17 protein-coding genes are annotated in these 16,897 nt (G+C 55.2%); 7 read left to right on the top strand and 10 right to left on the bottom strand.

The genetic code is table 11. From position 1 onward, the window contains the following. Positions 1-29: 29 nt before the first annotated feature. Positions 30-1,421, bottom strand: a complete 1,392-nt coding sequence (locus C813_RS33445) for a NarK family nitrate/nitrite MFS transporter (protein ID WP_017457151.1) — start codon at positions 1,419-1,421, stop codon at positions 30-32. Between the two features lie 308 nt (positions 1,422-1,729). Between C813_RS33445 and narX the strand changes: the two genes are divergently transcribed. Both narX and narL read left to right on the top strand, forming a co-directional pair. Beyond that, on the top strand, positions 1,730-3,532 hold the full coding sequence (narX, locus tag C813_RS33440) for a nitrate/nitrite two-component system sensor histidine kinase NarX (RefSeq protein ID WP_017457150.1): 1,803 nt from the start codon (positions 1,730-1,732) through the stop codon (positions 3,530-3,532). Then, positions 3,525-4,175, top strand: a complete 651-nt coding sequence (gene narL, locus C813_RS33435) for a two-component system response regulator NarL (protein ID WP_016495820.1) — start codon at positions 3,525-3,527, stop codon at positions 4,173-4,175. Before narX ends, narL begins: the two co-directional genes overlap by 8 nt. Before the next feature lie 4 nt (positions 4,176-4,179). Here the strand turns inward: narL and C813_RS33430 are convergent, their stop codons facing one another. Next, positions 4,180-5,550, bottom strand: a complete 1,371-nt coding sequence (locus C813_RS33430) for a YchO/YchP family invasin (RefSeq protein WP_017457149.1) — start codon at positions 5,548-5,550, stop codon at positions 4,180-4,182. 145 nt (positions 5,551-5,695) lie between these two features. Between C813_RS33430 and C813_RS33425 the strand changes: the two genes are divergently transcribed. The 4 genes from C813_RS33425 to C813_RS33410 all read left to right on the top strand — a co-directional run bounded on the left by C813_RS33425 (position 5,696) and on the right by C813_RS33410 (position 9,027). Beyond that, positions 5,696-6,244 carry a YbhB/YbcL family Raf kinase inhibitor-like protein gene (locus C813_RS33425; protein WP_017457148.1) on the top strand — a complete coding sequence of 183 codons (549 nt, stop codon included), beginning with the start codon at positions 5,696-5,698 and terminating at the stop codon, positions 6,242-6,244. 77 nt (positions 6,245-6,321) lie between these two features. Next, positions 6,322-6,675 (top strand): DsrE/DsrF/TusD sulfur relay family protein, encoded by a 354-nt coding sequence (locus C813_RS33420; protein ID WP_016495817.1) that lies wholly within the window; start codon positions 6,322-6,324, stop codon positions 6,673-6,675. 107 nt (positions 6,676-6,782) lie between these two features. After that, positions 6,783-8,567 (top strand): methyl-accepting chemotaxis protein, encoded by a 1,785-nt coding sequence (locus tag C813_RS33415; RefSeq protein WP_017457147.1) that lies wholly within the window; start codon positions 6,783-6,785, stop codon positions 8,565-8,567. Positions 8,568-8,781: 214 nt separating this feature from the next. Then, positions 8,782-9,027: a DUF1883 domain-containing protein gene (locus C813_RS33410; protein ID WP_016495815.1), complete on the top strand. Its 246-nt coding sequence runs from the start codon at positions 8,782-8,784 to the stop codon at positions 9,025-9,027. Positions 9,028-9,036: 9 nt separating this feature from the next. Here the strand turns inward: C813_RS33410 and C813_RS33405 are convergent, their stop codons facing one another. Next, on the bottom strand, positions 9,037-9,735 hold the full coding sequence (locus tag C813_RS33405) for a gamma-glutamylcyclotransferase (RefSeq protein ID WP_017457146.1): 699 nt from the start codon (positions 9,733-9,735) through the stop codon (positions 9,037-9,039). A 171-nt stretch (positions 9,736-9,906) separates the two neighbouring features. Next, positions 9,907-10,137, bottom strand: a complete 231-nt coding sequence (chaB, locus tag C813_RS33400) for a putative cation transport regulator ChaB (protein WP_016495813.1) — start codon at positions 10,135-10,137, stop codon at positions 9,907-9,909. A gap of 274 nt (positions 10,138-10,411) precedes the next feature. Between chaB and chaA the strand changes: the two genes are divergently transcribed. Then, positions 10,412-11,512 (top strand): sodium-potassium/proton antiporter ChaA, encoded by a 1,101-nt coding sequence (gene chaA, locus C813_RS33395; RefSeq protein WP_017457145.1) that lies wholly within the window; start codon positions 10,412-10,414, stop codon positions 11,510-11,512. Positions 11,513-11,554: 42 nt separating this feature from the next. Here chaA and kdsA read toward each other — a convergent pair whose 3' ends face one another. From kdsA to hemA, 6 genes are read right to left on the bottom strand one after another with little or no spacing between them, the layout of a single operon-like run. Further along, entirely contained in the window at positions 11,555-12,406 is an 852-nt protein-coding gene (gene kdsA / locus C813_RS33390) for a 3-deoxy-8-phosphooctulonate synthase (protein ID WP_016495811.1), read from the bottom strand. Between the two features lie 36 nt (positions 12,407-12,442). Continuing rightward, on the bottom strand, positions 12,443-13,252 hold the full coding sequence (sirB1, locus tag C813_RS33385) for an invasion regulator SirB1 (RefSeq protein ID WP_017457144.1): 810 nt from the start codon (positions 13,250-13,252) through the stop codon (positions 12,443-12,445). Between the two features lie 3 nt (positions 13,253-13,255). After that, entirely contained in the window at positions 13,256-13,648 is a 393-nt protein-coding gene (gene sirB2, locus C813_RS33380) for an invasion regulator SirB2 (protein ID WP_017457143.1), read from the bottom strand. A 6-nt stretch (positions 13,649-13,654) separates the two neighbouring features. Then, positions 13,655-14,494: a peptide chain release factor N(5)-glutamine methyltransferase gene (gene prmC / locus C813_RS33375; RefSeq protein WP_017457142.1), complete on the bottom strand. Its 840-nt coding sequence runs from the start codon at positions 14,492-14,494 to the stop codon at positions 13,655-13,657. Next, entirely contained in the window at positions 14,494-15,576 is a 1,083-nt protein-coding gene (prfA, locus tag C813_RS33370) for a peptide chain release factor 1 (RefSeq protein ID WP_017457141.1), read from the bottom strand. Before prfA ends, prmC begins: the two co-directional genes overlap by 1 nt. A gap of 39 nt (positions 15,577-15,615) precedes the next feature. Further along, the gene (gene hemA / locus C813_RS33365) at positions 15,616-16,872 is read right to left on the bottom strand and encodes a glutamyl-tRNA reductase (protein ID WP_025263590.1); all 1,257 of its coding nucleotides are present in this window, start codon (positions 16,870-16,872) and stop codon (positions 15,616-15,618) included. Positions 16,873-16,897 lie beyond the last annotated feature (25 nt).

Raw genomic sequence — 16,897 nt, 5'->3', positions numbered from 1 at the left:
GCGCAAGGATAATCAACATTTACTGAGTGTTATTGTTTTTTACGCCCGTATATCGCCCAGGTGATCACCACGCAGGCGATATAGAACACGAGAAACACTTTCATCGCCCCTGCCGGTGAGCCGGTCAACGCCAGTGAAGTGCCGAATGCTTTCGGAATAAAGAAACCGCCAATTGCGCCAATTGCCGAGATAAAGCCCAGCGCTGCGGCTGTTTCGGTGGCGGCTTCACGCATTGCTTCGCTTTCACTGCCGCCGCGTTGTTGTACGCGTTCCATGGTTTTTTTACGGAAAATCACCGAAATCATCTGGAATGTCGAACCACTACCCAGCCCGGCCGTCAGGAACAGCACGAGGAAGACGCAGAAGAATGCAGTGAAATTGCCGCCAGTGCCGCCGGATGGCAGCGTCAGGAACAGCAAGGCACTGAAAATGGCCATCAGCACGAAGTTCACCAGCGTTACGCGAGTCCCGCCCAGACGGTCAGAAATCGCACCGCCTGCGGAGCGTGCCAGTGCGCCCACCAGCGGGCCGAAGAAGGCGAAATGCAGGATCTGCACTTCCGGAAACTGGGTTTTCGACAGCATCGCAAAACCGGCAGAAAAGCCGATAAACGAGCCGAAAGTTGCCAGATACAGGAAGCTCATAATCCACAGGTGCGAACGCTTGAGTACCGGAAGTTGCGCGCTAAGCGAGGCTTTAGAGGTCGCCAGCTCATTCATCCCGAACCAGGCTGCCAGAGTAAACACCGCCAGTAACGGTACCCATATCCAGGCCGCGTTTTCGAGGTACAACAACGAACCATCAGGTTGTGCAACACCGGTACCGCCAAAGGCGGCAAAAATGGAAAACGACACCGCCAGCGGTGCAATCAACTGCATCACACTCACGCCGAGGTTGCCAAAGCCACCGTTGATGCCAAGCGCGCCACCCTGCTTCTGTTTCGGAAAAAAGAAGCTGATATTCGCCATGCTGGAAGCAAAGTTCGCACCAGCAAAACCGCACAGCAGCGAGATAATGATAAACGTGCTAAACGGCGTGCTCAGATCCTGTACGGCAAAACCCAGCCACACACACGGAATGATTAAGATCCCGGTACTGAAAGCTGTCCAGCGACGACCGCCGAACACCGGCACCATAAACGAGTACGGTACGCGTAACAGTGCGCCGGAAACGGATGGCAACGCGGTCAGCATAAAGAGCTGGTCGGTGGTAAACTGAAAACCCACTTTCGGGAGATTGACGGCGACTGCGCTAAAAAGCATCCAGACACAGAAAGCCAGAAGAAGACAAGGCACGGAGATCCACAAGTTGCGGCTCGCAATCTTATTGCCCTGCTGTTGCCAGAATGCCGGTTCTTCAGGACGCCAGTCGGTAATAACCCGCGCTGACGAACTCTTTTCCGGGATGGTTGAGTGCTGCATATACACCTCTGCTGATCGGTTTGATGCCTGCCACCTTAGTTTTTATAGCGGTAGTTAAGTTGATATAAATCAAAGGAAAAGCAGCCCATTTCGCGCGTGAAAAATCGCTATGCTCATTTATGAGTAGCGTTTACTGGCAAAAAAGGTGTGGTTTTTCACGGCTCTGACCTTCCCTACTCAGATTGTTCCCACTCTTGTCGGCTCGCTGGCAATAAAGGAGTAATCCTTTAGAGGTATGGGTATACCCCAGGCGATCGCTGACAATAGCACCATCCGCATCGCACGCGGCCGAGGAGCCTTAATCACCTATGCTAAAACGCCTTTTTTCACCGATCTCGCTGGTTAACCAACTGGCGTTGTTGATGCTGCTGTCGACCGCTATCGGTGTGACGGGCATGGCAATATCCGGCTGGCTGGTACAAGGCGTTCAGGGCAGCGCACATGCGATCAACAAAGCCGGTTCACTGCGTATGCAGAGCTACCGCTTGTTGTCCGCCATTCCGCTTCATGAAGACGAGCAATATTTGCTCGACGAAATGGAGTACACCGCATTCAGCCCGGAACTGGCGCAGGCGGCACAGCGCGACGGTCAGCAAGCGCAGCTCGCTGCGTTGCAAAACTACTGGCGCAGCGAAGTCGTCCCGGCGATAAAACAGGCGCAACAACCGGCGCAAGCAGCGGAAATTATTGCGATTTTCGTTGGGCGAATCGACCGGTTGGTGACCTCGTTTGACCGCAGCACCGAACACCGTATTGAACAAGTGGTGGTGATGCACCGCCTCATGGCGATAGTGATGGGCCTGTTATTGCTGTTTGCCGTGGTCTGGCTGCGGGCGCGTCTACTCCGTCCGTGGCAGCAATTACTGAGCATGGCACGTGCGGTCAGCCAGCGTGATTTTACCCAGCGCGCGCGTATCAGCGGGCGGAACGAGATGGCGACGCTTGGCGAAGCGTTAAATAACATGTCGGCCGAGCTGGGCGAGAGCTACGCGATACTGGAACGCCGCGTTCAGGAAAAAACCGCCGGGCTGGAGCAAAAGAACCAGATCCTGTCGTTTTTATGGCAGGCTAACCACCGGCTGCATTCGCGTATCCCGATGTGCGAGCGCCTGTCGCCGGTGTTGAATGGTTTGCAGAATTTAACCCTGCTGCATGATATTGAGCTGCGGGTGTACGATCTGGAAGATGAGGAAAATCATCAAGATTTTACCTGCCAGTCAGATGCGAGCTGCGATGACAAAGGCTGCCACTTATGCCCGCGCAACGGTATTCTCACCGAATCCAGCGGGTTTGGCACCACGCTGAAATGGCGGCTGGCGGATGCGCACATGCAATATGGTTTGCTGCTGGCAACGCTGCCGCCGGGTCGCCATTTAAGCCATGACCAGCAGCAACTGGTCGACACACTGGTGGAACAACTCACCGCGACGCTGGCGCTCGATCGCCATCAGGACAGGCAGCAGCAGTTGATGGTCATGGAAGAGCGCGCCACCATTGCCCGCGAATTACACGACTCCATCGCGCAGTCCCTCTCGTGCATGAAGATGCAGGTGAGTTGCCTGCAAATGCAGGGTGACGCGCTACCGGAAAACAGCCAGCAGTTGCTGGGGCAGATCCGCAACGAGCTGAATACCTCCTGGGCGCAGCTGCGCGAGTTGCTGACCACGTTTCGTTTACAATTAACCGAACCAGGGCTGCGCCCGGCGCTGGAGTCCAGTTGCCAGGAGTACAGCGGTCGTTTCGGTTTCCAGGTGCGTCTTGATTATCAGCTCCCGCCCCGACTGGTTCCAGCGCATCAGGCGATTCACCTGTTACAGATAGCCCGCGAGGCTCTGAGCAATGCATTAAAACACTCCGGCGCAACCGCGGTCAGCGTCGCAGTGCAACAGCAGGAAAACCGGGTAATATTGCGCATCACCGACAATGGTTGCGGTATACCGGTCAATGCTGAAAGGACGAACCATTATGGATTGATCATTATGCGTGACCGCGCGCAAAGCCTGCGCGGCGATTGCCAGGTTCGCCCCGGAGCATCCGGCGGCACCGAGGTCGTCGTGACGTTTATTCCAGAGACGTTTCTCTCATCCATGCAAGGAGATACCCATGAGTAATCAGGATCCGGCCACCATCCTCCTGATCGACGACCATCCAATGCTGCGAACCGGCGTGAAGCAGTTAATCAGCATGGCTCCCGACATCACCGTCGTCGGCGAAGCCAGCAACGGGGAGCAAGGCATTGAACTGGCGGAATCGCTGGACCCGGATTTGATTTTGCTGGATCTCAACATGCCAGGCATGAACGGGCTGGAAACACTGGATAAGCTGCGGGAAAAAACCCTGTCAGGCCGCGTTGTCGTGTTTAGCGTTTCCAACCATGAAGAAGACGTGGTGACCGCATTAAAACGCGGCGCAGATGGCTACCTGCTGAAAGATATGGAGCCGGAAGATCTCCTGAAAGCGTTGCAACAAGCTGCGGCGGGCGAAATGGTGCTCAGCGAAGCGCTCACCCCGGTGCTGGCCGCCAGCCTGCGCGCCAACCGCGCCACCACTGACCGCGATATTACCCAGCTTACGCCGCGCGAACGCGACATTCTCAAGCTGATTGCCCAGGGGCTGCCGAACAAAATGATTGCCCGCCGCCTGGACATCACTGAAAGCACGGTTAAAGTTCACGTCAAACACATGCTGAAGAAAATGAAACTGAAATCCCGCGTCGAAGCCGCAGTTTGGGTGCATCAGGAACGTATTTTCTGACAGGTTACGGGTCTGGCAGCGTCCAGCCCGTGTTACTGTTTTCCGCTGGCGGGATCACCGGCTCCGTCAGCTTCAGTTCGATAGTGTTCGACTCCACGCGCTGCCCTTTCTCGTCTTCCACCAGTGCCGACAACGTCCAGCGGTTGGTCGCGCCTTCTGCGCTATCCCAGCGCGGCATGATCAATGTCCAGCCATCGCCGCTGCGCCCATTGGCCGGCGGCGTGAGGCTTAACGCCTGGGTGTCGCCCTGCCAGGTTATCGAACGTACACCGTGCGTGCTGTTAATTTGCAGTTTCAGCGCCACCGTCTCACCCGGCTGCAAATCCCACGGCGGCGTGGCAAGAAAGACTGATAACGTTTTACGCTGACGATATTCGAAAACCGGTGCATTGTTGCGCGTCGGGCTGTCGTAGCGGCTACCCCGTAGTGAACGGCTCTCTGCCACCTCGCTGGCAGAAAGCTGCTTCCACAGAGGTACACCAAAGCGATAATTCACTTTCAGCCCTAAATCGTTCTGACTAACCCCACTCTCCCCCTGGCGGTGTTCGGCGGTCAGCGTCACCAGCGGAACTGGTGTGTAATTCACCCCCAGTTTCACCGCCACCGGGTTGTGATAGCCCGTCCCGGTGTCAAAAAGATCAACGCTGTTGCCGAAATATTGCTCGACGCTGACGCTGGTATTGAGCTGCTGATAAAACGGCAATCGCGCCTGCGCCGTCACATCATAGCCCCGCGCCATGCGCTGTTGCAGCGTGGCGGTCTGGTACTCCCAGCTGTTTACTGGCTGGTAGTAGTTTGCCGAAAAGCGTAAATATTCACCCCAGGCTTCAGCGCCCAGCCCGGCGCGACCAATATTGTCATCAAGTAGATTGTCGTAAAAAGTGTTGTAACCCAGCAGCCAGTCACCGGCGATCCAGCGCTGACCGACGCCAACATTCCCCACCAGCCCGGCATCCTGCTGCGTTAGCCCAAGCTGGCTCCAGCTGAGATAGCGATTATTATCCTGCAATGGCACAAACCAGTCGCCGTGGCTGCCAGTGAACCCGCCTTCATTATCCACTTTGAAATCCACGCTGGCGCTGCCCCACGGCGAAAGCCAGGACTCCACTTGCTGATTCACTTCGTCGCTAACGACATCGCGCAATTGTCCGAAAGCAAACTGCCGCGCCTGCTCACCAGTGGTCAGGCCGTTATCGTTCATGCTGGCTTCGCCGAACGCTTTCGCCATCTCGGCGAAATGCTTTTCCTGCGCGCCATTTTCCGCAGCCATGCCAAGATCCGGCAAACCGTCGCCGTCATTATCAAAGGGGTTTTCTGCTTGCTGTACGAAGCTATTCTGCCGGGCACTGGCGACGCCGCTTATCAGTGACAGCATCAGAAGTGTAAGGAGAGGATAATTCATACCGTTAAGTTTAACGGTTTTGCCAGGGCTTTACAGCCGCAGACAAAATACCAGGAAAAACCTTATCCCGGCGCTTCGCTGCAGCTACAGTTAATGCACCCCTTACCGGAGAGCTGACATGAACACTAAGCATAAACTTTTGTGCAGTGCGATCCTGTTTTATGCCGCGCAGGCCAGCGCGAACGAGCTGTTTACCCTGCAATCTTCCGCATTTGCGGATAACGCCTTAATGGAGAAAAAATTCGCCGGTAACGCCAGCAATAACCCGAACTGTACCGGCGAAAATTATTCACCGTCGCTGGTGTGGAACAACCCACCTGCCAATACGCAGAGTTACGCACTGGTGGTTCACGATCCCGAAGGCGCGACCGGGCTGGGCGTAACGCACCTTGTGGCGTATAACATCGCCCCGTCCAGCACGGGCTTTGCGCAAAACGATCTGCGCGATGGCAAAGGCTATACGGGCGGCAGGAACACGCCGGGGAATCTGCGCTGGCATGGCCCATGCCCACCTCCGGGCAGCGGCGCGCATCATTACACCTTTACCCTCATCGCAACGTCGCTTAAACCAACGCTGCCCGAAGGGCTTACGCGCGAAGAATTATTCGCAAAACTGAAAGGTCACACGCTTGCCGCTACCGGGCTTATTGGTCGCTTTGGTCAGTAATTGTTGTGACTGCCTTTCGCCCGTTGCCAGGCCGCAGTAGCATAAGCGCCACAAGTCTGTTTATCGAAGGAGTGAAGATGCAAAAGATCGTGATTATCGCCAATGGCGCGGCATACGGCAGTGAGTCGCTATTTAACAGCTTACGGCTGGCCATCGCGCTGCGTGAACAGAGTAGCGACACTGAACTGCGGCTGTTTTTGATGTCCGATGCGGTAACCGCCGGGTTGCGCGGGCAAAAACCTGCCGAGGGCTACAACATCCAGCAGATGCTGGAGATTCTGACGGCGCAAAACGTACCGGTGAAGCTGTGTAAAACCTGCACCGACGGGCGTGGCATCACCGCGTTGCCGCTGATTGACGGCGTGGAGATCGGCACACTGGTGGAGCTGGCGCAGTGGACGCTGGCGGCCGACAAAGTATTAACGTTTTAATATTGCGGCGAGTTTAATATTTTTTTCTTATGGGTGGCGTTACGTCATCAAGTTTGCCTGCTGTGTTGCCGATAGCCCTTTAAGACAACACAGCAGGTACTATAACTATGTTCAGATCGATTAAGTCCCGTATTATTGCAGCAACGGCGGGATGTCTCGCCAGCGCTCTGCTGCTTAACACTATCATTAACTATCAGGTAACCAGCCAGCATAGCCAACAAACCCAGCAGGATATTCTCTCCAGCACCAGCGCCAGTCACAGCATCGCGATTGCCGACTGGGTCGCCAGTAAAATGAACATGATTGCCTCCTTGCAGAGCGTGGCGTTAACCGACGATCCCGTGCCGGTTTTCACGCAGATCGCGCGCGCCGGTGGGTTTATCAACGTTTATGTCGGTTACGCGACGAAAACGGCGAAATTCTCCGACCCGGGCGGCGTACCGGCGGATTACGACCCGACAATCCGTCCGTGGTATCAACAAGTGGTAAAAGCCGACGCGCCTGTCGTTACGGCACCTTATGTTGACGCCAGCACCGGTGCGCTGGTGGTAACGTTCGCCGTCCCGGTCAAAGAGAACGGGACGTTAAAAGCCGTGGTTGCAGGCGATGTATCGATGGATAGCGTGGTAGCTAACGTGCGCGGTATCAGCCCAACACCGAACAGCACCGGTATGTTGCTGGCGAGTGACGGCTCAGTGATTGCCGCCGCCAACGATAAGCTAACCATGAAACCCTTCTCCGAGGCGATTGGCGGTGTCAGCTTCGAACAGTTGCGGGCAGGAAAACGGGTGGCAGGTGTTTATGCCGGCGAAGATAAAGTGCTGCTGGCAAGTCCGGTCAAAGGCACCAATTGGTTGCTGGCGGTGGCGCTTGATAGCGCTGACTCTACCGCAGGACTGCGCGCGCAATTGAAAGCCTCCGCGCTGTCGTTGATTGTGCTGGTGCTGATTGCAGGCGCAGTGATGCACTGGATTGTCTCCACCCTGCTTAAACGTCTGCTGAAGGTGCGCGATGCGATGAACGCCATCAGCAGCGGCACCAACGATCTCTCGCAGCGCTTACCGGTGGATGGACATGACGAGGTTTCGCAAATAGCTCATGCCTTTAACGCCTTCAGCGACAAGCTTTCGGTGGTGATGGTTAAACTGCGCGATTCCAGCAATTCGGTACAAGTGGCCGCGCAACAGATTGCCGCTGGCAACCAGGATCTCTCCGGGCGAACCGAACAAGCCGCTTCCAGTTTGCGTGAAACCGCCAGTGCTGTTGAGCAAATCACGGCGTCGGTGGCGCAGTCTACAGACGCCGCAGCACAGGCCAACGATCAGGCGCATGTAGCCTCACAAGCGGCGTCGCGCGGTGGTCAGGTAGTAACGCAAGCGATCAATACGATGCAGTCGATTGAAGTGGCTTCGGCAAAAATCGGCGATATCACCAGCGTGATTGACGGTATTGCTTTCCAGACCAATATCCTGGCGCTCAACGCCGCGGTTGAAGCTGCCCGTGCGGGCGAACAAGGGCGCGGTTTCGCGGTGGTCGCAGGTGAAGTGCGCAATCTTGCCAGCCGAAGCGCACAAGCGGCGAAAGAGATCAAAACGCTGATCGACTCCACCACCGAAAGCGTGGCGACCGGTTCGCGCTTTGTCCGCCTCGCGGGCGACAGCATGACGGATATTGTCGCCAGCATCGACAGTGTGTCGGTGATCATGCGTGAAATTTCCGTCGCCACCAGCGAGCAGATGAAAGGTATTCAGGAAATTAACCATGCGGTGCTAGATCTTGACCGTATGGTGCAGCAAAACGCGGAACTGGTCGTTGAATCAACGGCCGCCGCTGGTGCGCTGCGCTCGCAGGCGACCGAGCTTGCTGAAACCGCCGGTCATTTCCGCATTTAATCTTTTATCGGCGCGTTTTAACCACGGTTTTACGCGCCGTCCTCTTCCCCTGCCGAATAATGTAATTTTTGTTTAATCGTTACGTCATTATTTGATCAAAATCAGCATTCGAACCCCTCCGTTTGGTGTTATGCACTGAGTGAATTGTGAACAAAGTCACGCACGGGGATCCTTCCCGCACGGATCGCGTTGTTAAAAAACTACGGGGTTAAAAATGGCGGTGGTAAAAGCAAGTCTGAAGTTGTTTGGTGGGGATACAGTAGTTGTTCGTTGTTCCGAAAGTTGTCACATTCATTTGATGAGCGAGAAGAGCCGAACGCCGAACGCTCAAACGGATATTCTGAGTGTCCAGAATCGCGCAAGCGCCTATCTGGCTGTGCCGTACAGCGGTGTCTGGAGTGTACTGATCGACAGCCACAGCCAGTCGCTGGAGCACTCGATCAGCTACGTCGCCGCTTAACGGTTGCGGTTAGCAGGCAAAACCAGGCTGCATTTCGGGGCCTGGTTTTTCTCCCTCCAGCAGCAAACGCACTTTGCCCACCAGATCGTTCAGACAATCATCCTGCATGCCGAGCTTAATCAGCTCCTGTTCCAGTGAAAAAAGATACTGCGCATTCGTGCCGAGGGGACCGCTGGCGGCGGCAATCAGCGGGGCAATGGTCTGCGCACGCGTATCGGATTCATATAGCGGATGACGCGGATCCATAATAAACACCAGCGCATTTACCGTGCGGCCATCATCAAGCGCCAGTTTGCACCAGCTTGGCATGTAACAGCCGGTGATCATTTCACGTTTCCACAACAGCGTCAGCTCATCGTGCAAGGTGTCGTCGGATAAACGGTACGCCACCCCCGTGGTGCGCCCGCCCTCTTTCAGGGCCAGCATGCGTCCAGGCTGGCAGGCGGTGCCGCGACCGGCGGTTAAGCGCAGGCAAAATGCGCGGTGCCAGCCCGTCAGTGTACCGGTGCAGGATTCGTCAAACTCCAGCGCCGGGTTCCACATCAGCGAACCATAACCAAAAATCCACACCGGGCCATCGTCTGGTCGACACGCCAGCGTCGCCGCAAGCGATGCCGCCCGCTGCTCCGCCGACCAAAGTAACGACTCGTCAATATCGCCGAATGCCGTTTTGCAATCTGCTGCTCGCAGAAAATCACGCGTTAACATCTTCTACCTCCGCCACTGCCTGCTTCCGTGCGACTGCTCTACTGCTGCCTTCCCGGCATATGCTGCTTTAAGCGCAGCTTACTACGACCTTATGCAATTCACAGGCCGCTGGCAATAGCGTCAATCCATCGAATAGAGCTATAAATGGCGAAAAGTAATTATTTCAGCGCGTTACTTCTTTTTATGCCATTTGTCATCGTCACCTTTCTGATAATCGTTTTTTACCGCCGCCCAGGCCACGCGGTGCGCTGTCTCCTCGCGGCTGGCATCACCCTTACGATCGTCTTTGTCCTTATATTGCTCCCAGGCGCTGTTAAACGCCTCTTTATAAATTTCCTGCGCATGCGCCGGAAGCACATGTTGCACGCTCTCAGGCAGATCGGATTTCGCTTTATATGGCATTTCACGCTCCTTTTAGCTTAAAAAAGTAAGCCTGGACGACAAACTCCGGGTGCGCCAGGAAAGGGTATAAATTGCCAGATAGTCACCTCTATCGCACTGTAATATCAATACAAATTAAAGGAGAGCGGATATTTCATTTAGTTGACGACAAAACGAAGCGCTGAGGGTAAAACTACGTAAAAAGCCCCATGAAAACAGTGATTTTTGGTATTTTATGAGCCGTTCTTTTTTTCTCTATAATTCGCAAACACCTGCACTGTGATGGAGCATCATAATGACAACAACGCACGAGGCGGTGAAAACCCGCCACAAGGAGACATCCCTTATTTTCCCGGTTCTGGCGCTGGCAGTGCTGCTTTTCTGGGGAGGTTCGCAGTCACTACCAGCGGTTATCAGCATTAATTTATTAGCGCTGGTTGGTATCTTATCCAGCGCGTTTAGCGTGGTGCGCCACGCCGACGTGCTTGCCCACCGGCTTGGCGAGCCCTATGGTTCACTGATCCTCAGCCTGTCGGTGGTTATCCTCGAAGTCAGCCTGATTTCCGCATTGATGGCGACGGGTGACGCCGCGCCGACACTAATGCGTGACACGCTCTATTCCATTATCATGATTGTCACCGGCGGCCTGGTGGGCTTTTCGCTGTTGCTGGGCGGGCGTAAGTTCGCCACGCAATATATGAATCTGTTTGGCATTAAACAGTATCTGATAGCGCTGTTTCCGCTGGCGATTATCGTGCTGGTATTTCCGATGGCGCTGCCAGATGCCAATTTTACGATTGGTCAATCACTGCTGGTGGCGTTGATCTCGGCTGCCATGTACGGCGTGTTTTTGCTTATTCAGACCAAAACGCACCAGAGCTTGTTCGTGTATGAACATGAAGACGAAAGCGATGATGACGATCCGCACCACGGCAAACCGTCCGCACACGGTAATCTGTGGCACACGCTGTGGCTGATTATCCATCTGGTTGCGGTCATTGCCGTGACGAAAATGAATGCGACGCCGCTCGAAGCGCTGCTAACAGAAATGAATGCGCCGGTGGCATTTACCGGTTTCCTCGTGGCGCTGCTGATCCTCTCGCCGGAAGGATTAGGAGCGTTAAAAGCGGTGCTGAATAATCAGGTACAGCGCGCCATGAACCTGTTCTTTGGCTCGGTACTGGCGACGATTTCCCTCACCGTCCCGGTTGTGACCTTAATTGCGTGGCTAACCGGTAATGAGCTGGTGTTTGGCCTTGGCGCGCCGGAAATGATTGTCATGGTCGCCTCGCTGCTGCTGTGCCAAATCTCCTTCTCTACCGGGCGCACCAACGTGCTTAATGGCGCGGCGCACCTGGCGCTATTCGCTGCGTATCTGATGACGATATTTGCCTGACAGGCAGAAACAAAAAACCCCGCACTCGCGGGGTTTTTTTGCTTACTCGGTATCGAGTTCGTCGAAGCTTTTCACCAGATCGTCAATCGCTTTGATCTGTTTTAAGAACGGCTCCAGTTTATCCAGCGGCAGCGCGGACGGGCCGTCACACTTGGCGTTGTCCGGATCCGGGTGCGCTTCAATAAACAACCCTGCCAGACCCGTTGCCATCCCGGCGCGCGCCAGTTCGGTTACCTGAGCACGACGACCACCAGATGCCGCGCCGAATGGGTCGCGGCACTGCAACGCGTGGGTGACATCGAAAATCACCGGCGAGTTGTTGGAGACTTTCTTCATCACGCCGAAGCCCAGCATGTCGACCACCAGGTTGTCATAACCGAAGTTCGCACCGCGATCGCACAGGATCACTTTATCGTTGCCGCCTTCGTGGAATTTATCCACGATGTTGCCCATCTGGCCAGGGCTTACAAACTGCGGTTTTTTCACGTTGATGACCGCGCCTGTTTTCGCCATCGCTTCTACCAGATCGGTCTGGCGCGCGAGGAAAGCAGGAAGCTGGATCACATCCACCACATCAGCCACTGGCTGCGCCTGCGACGCTTCGTGCACGTCGGTGATCACTTTCACGCCAAAGGTCTGTTTCAGTTCCTGGAAGATTTTCATCCCCTCTTCCAGGCCCGGTCCACGGTAAGACTTGATGGAAGAACGGTTGGCTTTATCAAAAGAGGCTTTGAACACGTACGGGATGCCCAATTTCTGGGTCACGGTGACGTAGTGTTCGCAAATGCGCATTGCCAAATCGCGGGATTCCAGCACGTTCATACCGCCAAACAGTACAAACGGCAGGTCGTTCGCGACGTTAATGTCGCCAATGCTGACCACTTTTTGTTTCATAAAATCGCCTTATCGAGTGTGAATCGGAACAAATCTTTAATGCAGGGTAATCTGCTTGTGCGCAATTGAATTGATTTGCGCGCGGATCATTTCGCTTATCGGATCCTCAGGACACTGCTCTACAAAGTAGTTCAAATCATTCAGTGCCACATGGTCACAATCCAGCTGCGCATAAATCAGACCGCGATCGCGGATCTCATACGGATCTTCGGGATTAAACTGCAACAGCGCTTCACTGGCGCGCAACGCCAGTTCCATTTGCTGCTCTTCCATCAGCGCCGACTTCAGTGTATCCAGCAGCTTGCGGATCACTTCGGCGTTATCGGCTTCATCGAGATCTTCATTAAACAGCTCGGCAATCGGACTGATATTACCCTTCAGCCACACTTCCAGCGTGTGTTCATCCAGCGTGTCGCCGTTAAAGGGGTTAATCAGCCACATTTCGCCATCCAGCCATTCGGCGCGCAGGATAAGCTGAGTCGGGAAAATCACCGGCGTCAGCGGAATATCCAGCTGACCGGCGACCCACAGTAAAATCGCGCCCAGCGATACCGCGCTACCCTGACGGTTTTGCAGCACTTTATCCAGCCATAGCGCGTCAGATAAACGGTACACGCCACGCGTATCTTTAAAACCCCATTCGCCGTAAAACAGCTCAACGAGTTTTTCCAGTTGCCAGTCCTGAGGCTTTGCCTGACCTATCTCCTCACGTGCCAGACTGAGCAACCGCTCCAGTTCGTCTTGCACATATTGTGAAGGAAAGTCATCGCGAATCAGCTCGGAAACAAGGATCATCCCGTCGCATAACGGCGCTTTGTTAAATTCGAAATCAGCTAACGATCTCATGTCTTACCCCAGTATCGGTACTTTTGTGGCGGCGAGTTTAATGATGATGTACAGCACCACCAGCCCCAGCAAAAAGGCGATAAAACCGGTTTGCTGGCTGCGCGGGCGATGTCGCCCCAGCGCAATAAAACCCAAAACGATGTAGATGATAACGCCAAACAGCTTTTCAGTCAGCCATGCGCCTTTAACCGTAAATGGCAAATAGCCTGTTACCCATATCAACCCTGCACCGCTTAGCAGCAGCACAGTATCCACCGTGTGCGGCACCACCCGCACCCAGCGGGCGTTAATACGCGGATCACCCGACCAACGCCACCAGTAACGCAAAATAAACAGGCTAATGGTGAGCGCAACAGACGTCAAATGCAATGTAATCAGCAATTTAAAAGCGTTCATTGCCTGTTACTCCTGTAACGGCCATTGCCCCAGCGTCAGGCGTTCGTTATCACCGTAGTCCCGGCACGTTGCGACGTGCTGCCAGCCGTAACGTTCGAAGATAGCGCGAACATCTGCCCCCTGTTGCCAGCCATGTTCCAGCAGCAGCCAACCGCCGGGCAACACATGCTGGCGGGCATCATCAATAATGGTCTGTAAATCTGCCAGTCCGTTGTTAGCCGCCACCAGCGCACTGAGCGGTTCAAAACGCACATCGCCCTGCGCAAGATGCGGATCGTGCGCATCGATGTAAGGCGGGTTGCTGACAATCATGGCAAATTGCTGTCCGTCAAGCGCACTGAACCAGAGGCTTTGCAGGATCTCAATATTGGTGATGTTCAGATGTGCAGCGTTGCGTTGTGCCAGCGCCACCGCATCCGGCATCAGATCGACCGCCGTGACGTTGCAATCCGGGCGTTCGCTCGCCAGCGCCAGTGCGATGGCGCCAGTGCCAGTGCCTAAATCGAGAATGCGACACGGTGAGGAAGGAAGACGCGCCAGCGCCTGTTCTACCAGACACTCAGTATCGGGCCGTGGAATAAGGGTTGCCGGAGAGACAAACAGCGGCAGTGACCAGAACTCGCGAACGCCAATCAGATGCGCTACCGGCTCGCCATTCACACGACGAGCCAGTAATGTCGCCAGCTGTTGCAATTGCCCGGCTTCAAGCAAAGTTTCGCCAAACGCGAGAATAAACGTGCGCGATTTGCCAGTAACGAAACCCAGCAGGATCTCCGCATCGCGGCGCGGGCTTTCGCTCGCGACCAGCTCATTTATCGCCAGGCGCAACCACTGTTGATAATCCATTAGTCCTGCTCGGAGAGCGCCGCCAGCTGGTCGGCCTGGTATTCCTGCACAATCGGTTCGATCAGCATATCCAGCTTGCCTTCCATCACTTCGTCGAGGCGATAAAGCGTGACGTTGATACGGTGATCGGTCACACGACCCTGCGGGAAGTTATAGGTGCGGTTACGGTCGCTGCGATCGCCGCTGCCCAGCAGATTACGGCGGGTTGAGGCTTCTGCCTGCTGGCGTTTCGCGGCTTCCGCCGCGTGGATGCGCGCACCGAGTACTGACAAGGCTTTCGCTTTGTTTTTATGCTGCGAGCGTTCATCCTGGCATTCGACCACAATCCCGGTCGGCAGGTGGGTAATACGGATCGCGGAATCGGTGGTGTTAACGTGCTGACCGCCCGCGCCGGAAGAGCGGAAGGTATCAATACGTAGATCGGCCGGGTTGATATCCGGCATTTCGGCTTCCGGCAGCTCCGGCATCACGGCCACGGTGCAGGCAGAAGTATGAATACGGCCCTGCGATTCGGTTGCCGGAACGCGCTGCACACGATGACCGCCGGATTCAAATTTCAGACGCCCGTAAACGCCCTCGCCGCTGATTTTGGCGATCACTTCTTTAAAGCCACCGTGTTCACCGTCGTTGGCACTCATGATCTCAACGCGCCAGCGGCGGGATTCAGCATAACGGCTGTACATACGGAACAAATCACCGGCAAACAGCGCCGCTTCGTCGCCACCGGTTCCAGCGCGAACTTCGACAAACGCATTACGCTCATCATCGGGATCTTTCGGCAGCAGCAACAGTTGCAGTTGCTGTTCAAGTTGTTCGCCTTTTTCTTTCGCGTCGCGCAGTTCATCCTGCGCCATGTCGCGCATTTCCGGGTCGTCGAGCATCATCTGCGCGGTTTCGATATCTTCCTGAACCTGTTGCCAGTCAGTAAAACAGCGCGACACATCGCTCAGCTGTGCGTATTCGCGAGACAGCGCACGGAATTTATCCTGGTCGGCGATGGTTTGCGCGTCACCGAGCAGCGCCTGAACTTCTTCATGGCGCTCATGCAGGGCTTCCAGTTTGGCAACGATAGAAGGCTTCATAGGCGTAAATGCACCTTTTAATAATAAGAGAGTGTTGTGCTAATCCAGCCCGAGGCTGTTGCGCAGAATATGCAGGCGCTCATCGTCCCCGTCACGGGCGGCCTGCTGAAGAGATTTGGTTGGGGCGTGGATAAGGCGGTTGGTCAGTTTCCACGCCAGGTCTTGCATGATAGCTTGCGGATCGCCGCCCTGTTCAAGCGCGGCAAGCGCTTTGGCGGTCAGCTCATCGCGCGCCGTTTCAGACTGACTGCGGTATTCGCGAATGGTCTCGCTGGCGCTTTGCGCACGCAGCCAGGCCATAAATTCACTGGTTTCCTGGGCGACGATAGTTTCCGCCTGCACCGCAGCGGCTTTACGCTGCGCCAGGTTGTGCTGAATAATACTTTGCAGATCGTCGACGCTATAAAGATAAGCGTTCGCTACTTTGCCCACTTCCGGCTCGACATCGCGCGGCACGGCGATATCCACCAGCAAAACAGGCTGATTACGCCGCGCTTTCATCGCGCGCTCCATCATCCCTTTGCCAATAATCGGCAGCGGGCTGGCGGTGGAACTAATCACGATATCAGCGTCTTTCAGACGCTCATCTATGTCGCTTAACGAGATGACTTCCGCACCGACTTCATCCGCCAGCACCTGCGCGCGTTCACGCGTACGGTTGGCGATGATCATTTTCTGCACTTTATGCTCGCGCAAGTGGCGCGCAACCAGCTCAATGGTTTCGCCCGCGCCCACTAACAGCACGGTGACCGACGCAAGGGATTCGAAGATTTGGCGCGCCAGCGTACAAGCGGCGAAAGCGACTGATACGGCACTGGCGCCGATATCGGTTTCCGTGCGCACACGCTTGGCGACGGAGAATGATTTCTGGAACATGCGTTCCAGATCGCTGGCCTTATCATGCCCGCGCTGTGAATCGGCAAACGCCTTTTTCACCTGGCCTAAGATTTGCGGCTCGCCGAGGACCAGCGAATCCAGCCCGCTCGCCACACGCATTAAATGGCTGACAGCATCATTATCCTGGTGCCAGTAGAGGCTCTGGCGCACTTCTTCTTCACGCAAATGATGATAATCACACAGCCAGCGCACCAGCGCTTCTTGCAGGTTATCCCGCTCTTCAACACTCAGATAGAGCTCGGTACGGTTGCAGGTTGACAGCACCACACCGCCTTGCACCATCGGCTGCGACAGCAGGCTTTCTAACGCCTGGTCAAGCGTTTCCGGCGAAAATGCAATGCGTTCTCGCAACGAAACGGGAGCCGTTTTGTGATTGATGCCAAGAGCTAAAAGGGTCATGAGCGCGGGAATAGTACCAACGTTG

The organism is Kosakonia sacchari SP1, assembly GCF_000300455.3.
Classification (GTDB): Bacteria; Pseudomonadota; Gammaproteobacteria; order Enterobacterales; family Enterobacteriaceae; genus Kosakonia; species Kosakonia sacchari.
This window is presented reverse-complemented; position numbering and strand designations above follow the sequence as displayed.

Coding starts and splice junctions, on each gene's coding strand:
- chaB (WP_016495813.1), bottom strand. CDS start 10,137: ATGCCATATAAAGCGAAATCCGATCTGCCTGAGAGCGTGCAACATGTG.
- hemA (WP_025263590.1), bottom strand. CDS start 16,872: ATGACCCTTTTAGCTCTTGGCATCAATCACAAAACGGCTCCCGTTTCG.
- prmC (WP_017457142.1), bottom strand. CDS start 14,494: ATGGATTATCAACAGTGGTTGCGCCTGGCGATAAATGAGCTGGTCGCG.
- kdsA (WP_016495811.1), bottom strand. CDS start 12,406: ATGAAACAAAAAGTGGTCAGCATTGGCGACATTAACGTCGCGAACGAC.
- sirB2 (WP_017457143.1), bottom strand. CDS start 13,648: ATGAACGCTTTTAAATTGCTGATTACATTGCATTTGACGTCTGTTGCG.
- narL (WP_016495820.1), top strand. CDS start 3,525: ATGAGTAATCAGGATCCGGCCACCATCCTCCTGATCGACGACCATCCA.
- C813_RS33415 (WP_017457147.1), top strand. CDS start 6,783: ATGTTCAGATCGATTAAGTCCCGTATTATTGCAGCAACGGCGGGATGT.
- C813_RS33405 (WP_017457146.1), bottom strand. CDS start 9,735: ATGTTAACGCGTGATTTTCTGCGAGCAGCAGATTGCAAAACGGCATTC.
- narX (WP_017457150.1), top strand. CDS start 1,730: ATGCTAAAACGCCTTTTTTCACCGATCTCGCTGGTTAACCAACTGGCG.
- C813_RS33430 (WP_017457149.1), bottom strand. CDS start 5,550: ATGCTGTCACTGATAAGCGGCGTCGCCAGTGCCCGGCAGAATAGCTTC.
- prfA (WP_017457141.1), bottom strand. CDS start 15,576: ATGAAGCCTTCTATCGTTGCCAAACTGGAAGCCCTGCATGAGCGCCAT.
- C813_RS33410 (WP_016495815.1), top strand. CDS start 8,782: ATGGCGGTGGTAAAAGCAAGTCTGAAGTTGTTTGGTGGGGATACAGTA.
- C813_RS33420 (WP_016495817.1), top strand. CDS start 6,322: ATGCAAAAGATCGTGATTATCGCCAATGGCGCGGCATACGGCAGTGAG.
- C813_RS33445 (WP_017457151.1), bottom strand. CDS start 1,421: ATGCAGCACTCAACCATCCCGGAAAAGAGTTCGTCAGCGCGGGTTATT.
- C813_RS33425 (WP_017457148.1), top strand. CDS start 5,696: ATGAACACTAAGCATAAACTTTTGTGCAGTGCGATCCTGTTTTATGCC.
- chaA (WP_017457145.1), top strand. CDS start 10,412: ATGACAACAACGCACGAGGCGGTGAAAACCCGCCACAAGGAGACATCC.
- sirB1 (WP_017457144.1), bottom strand. CDS start 13,252: ATGAGATCGTTAGCTGATTTCGAATTTAACAAAGCGCCGTTATGCGAC.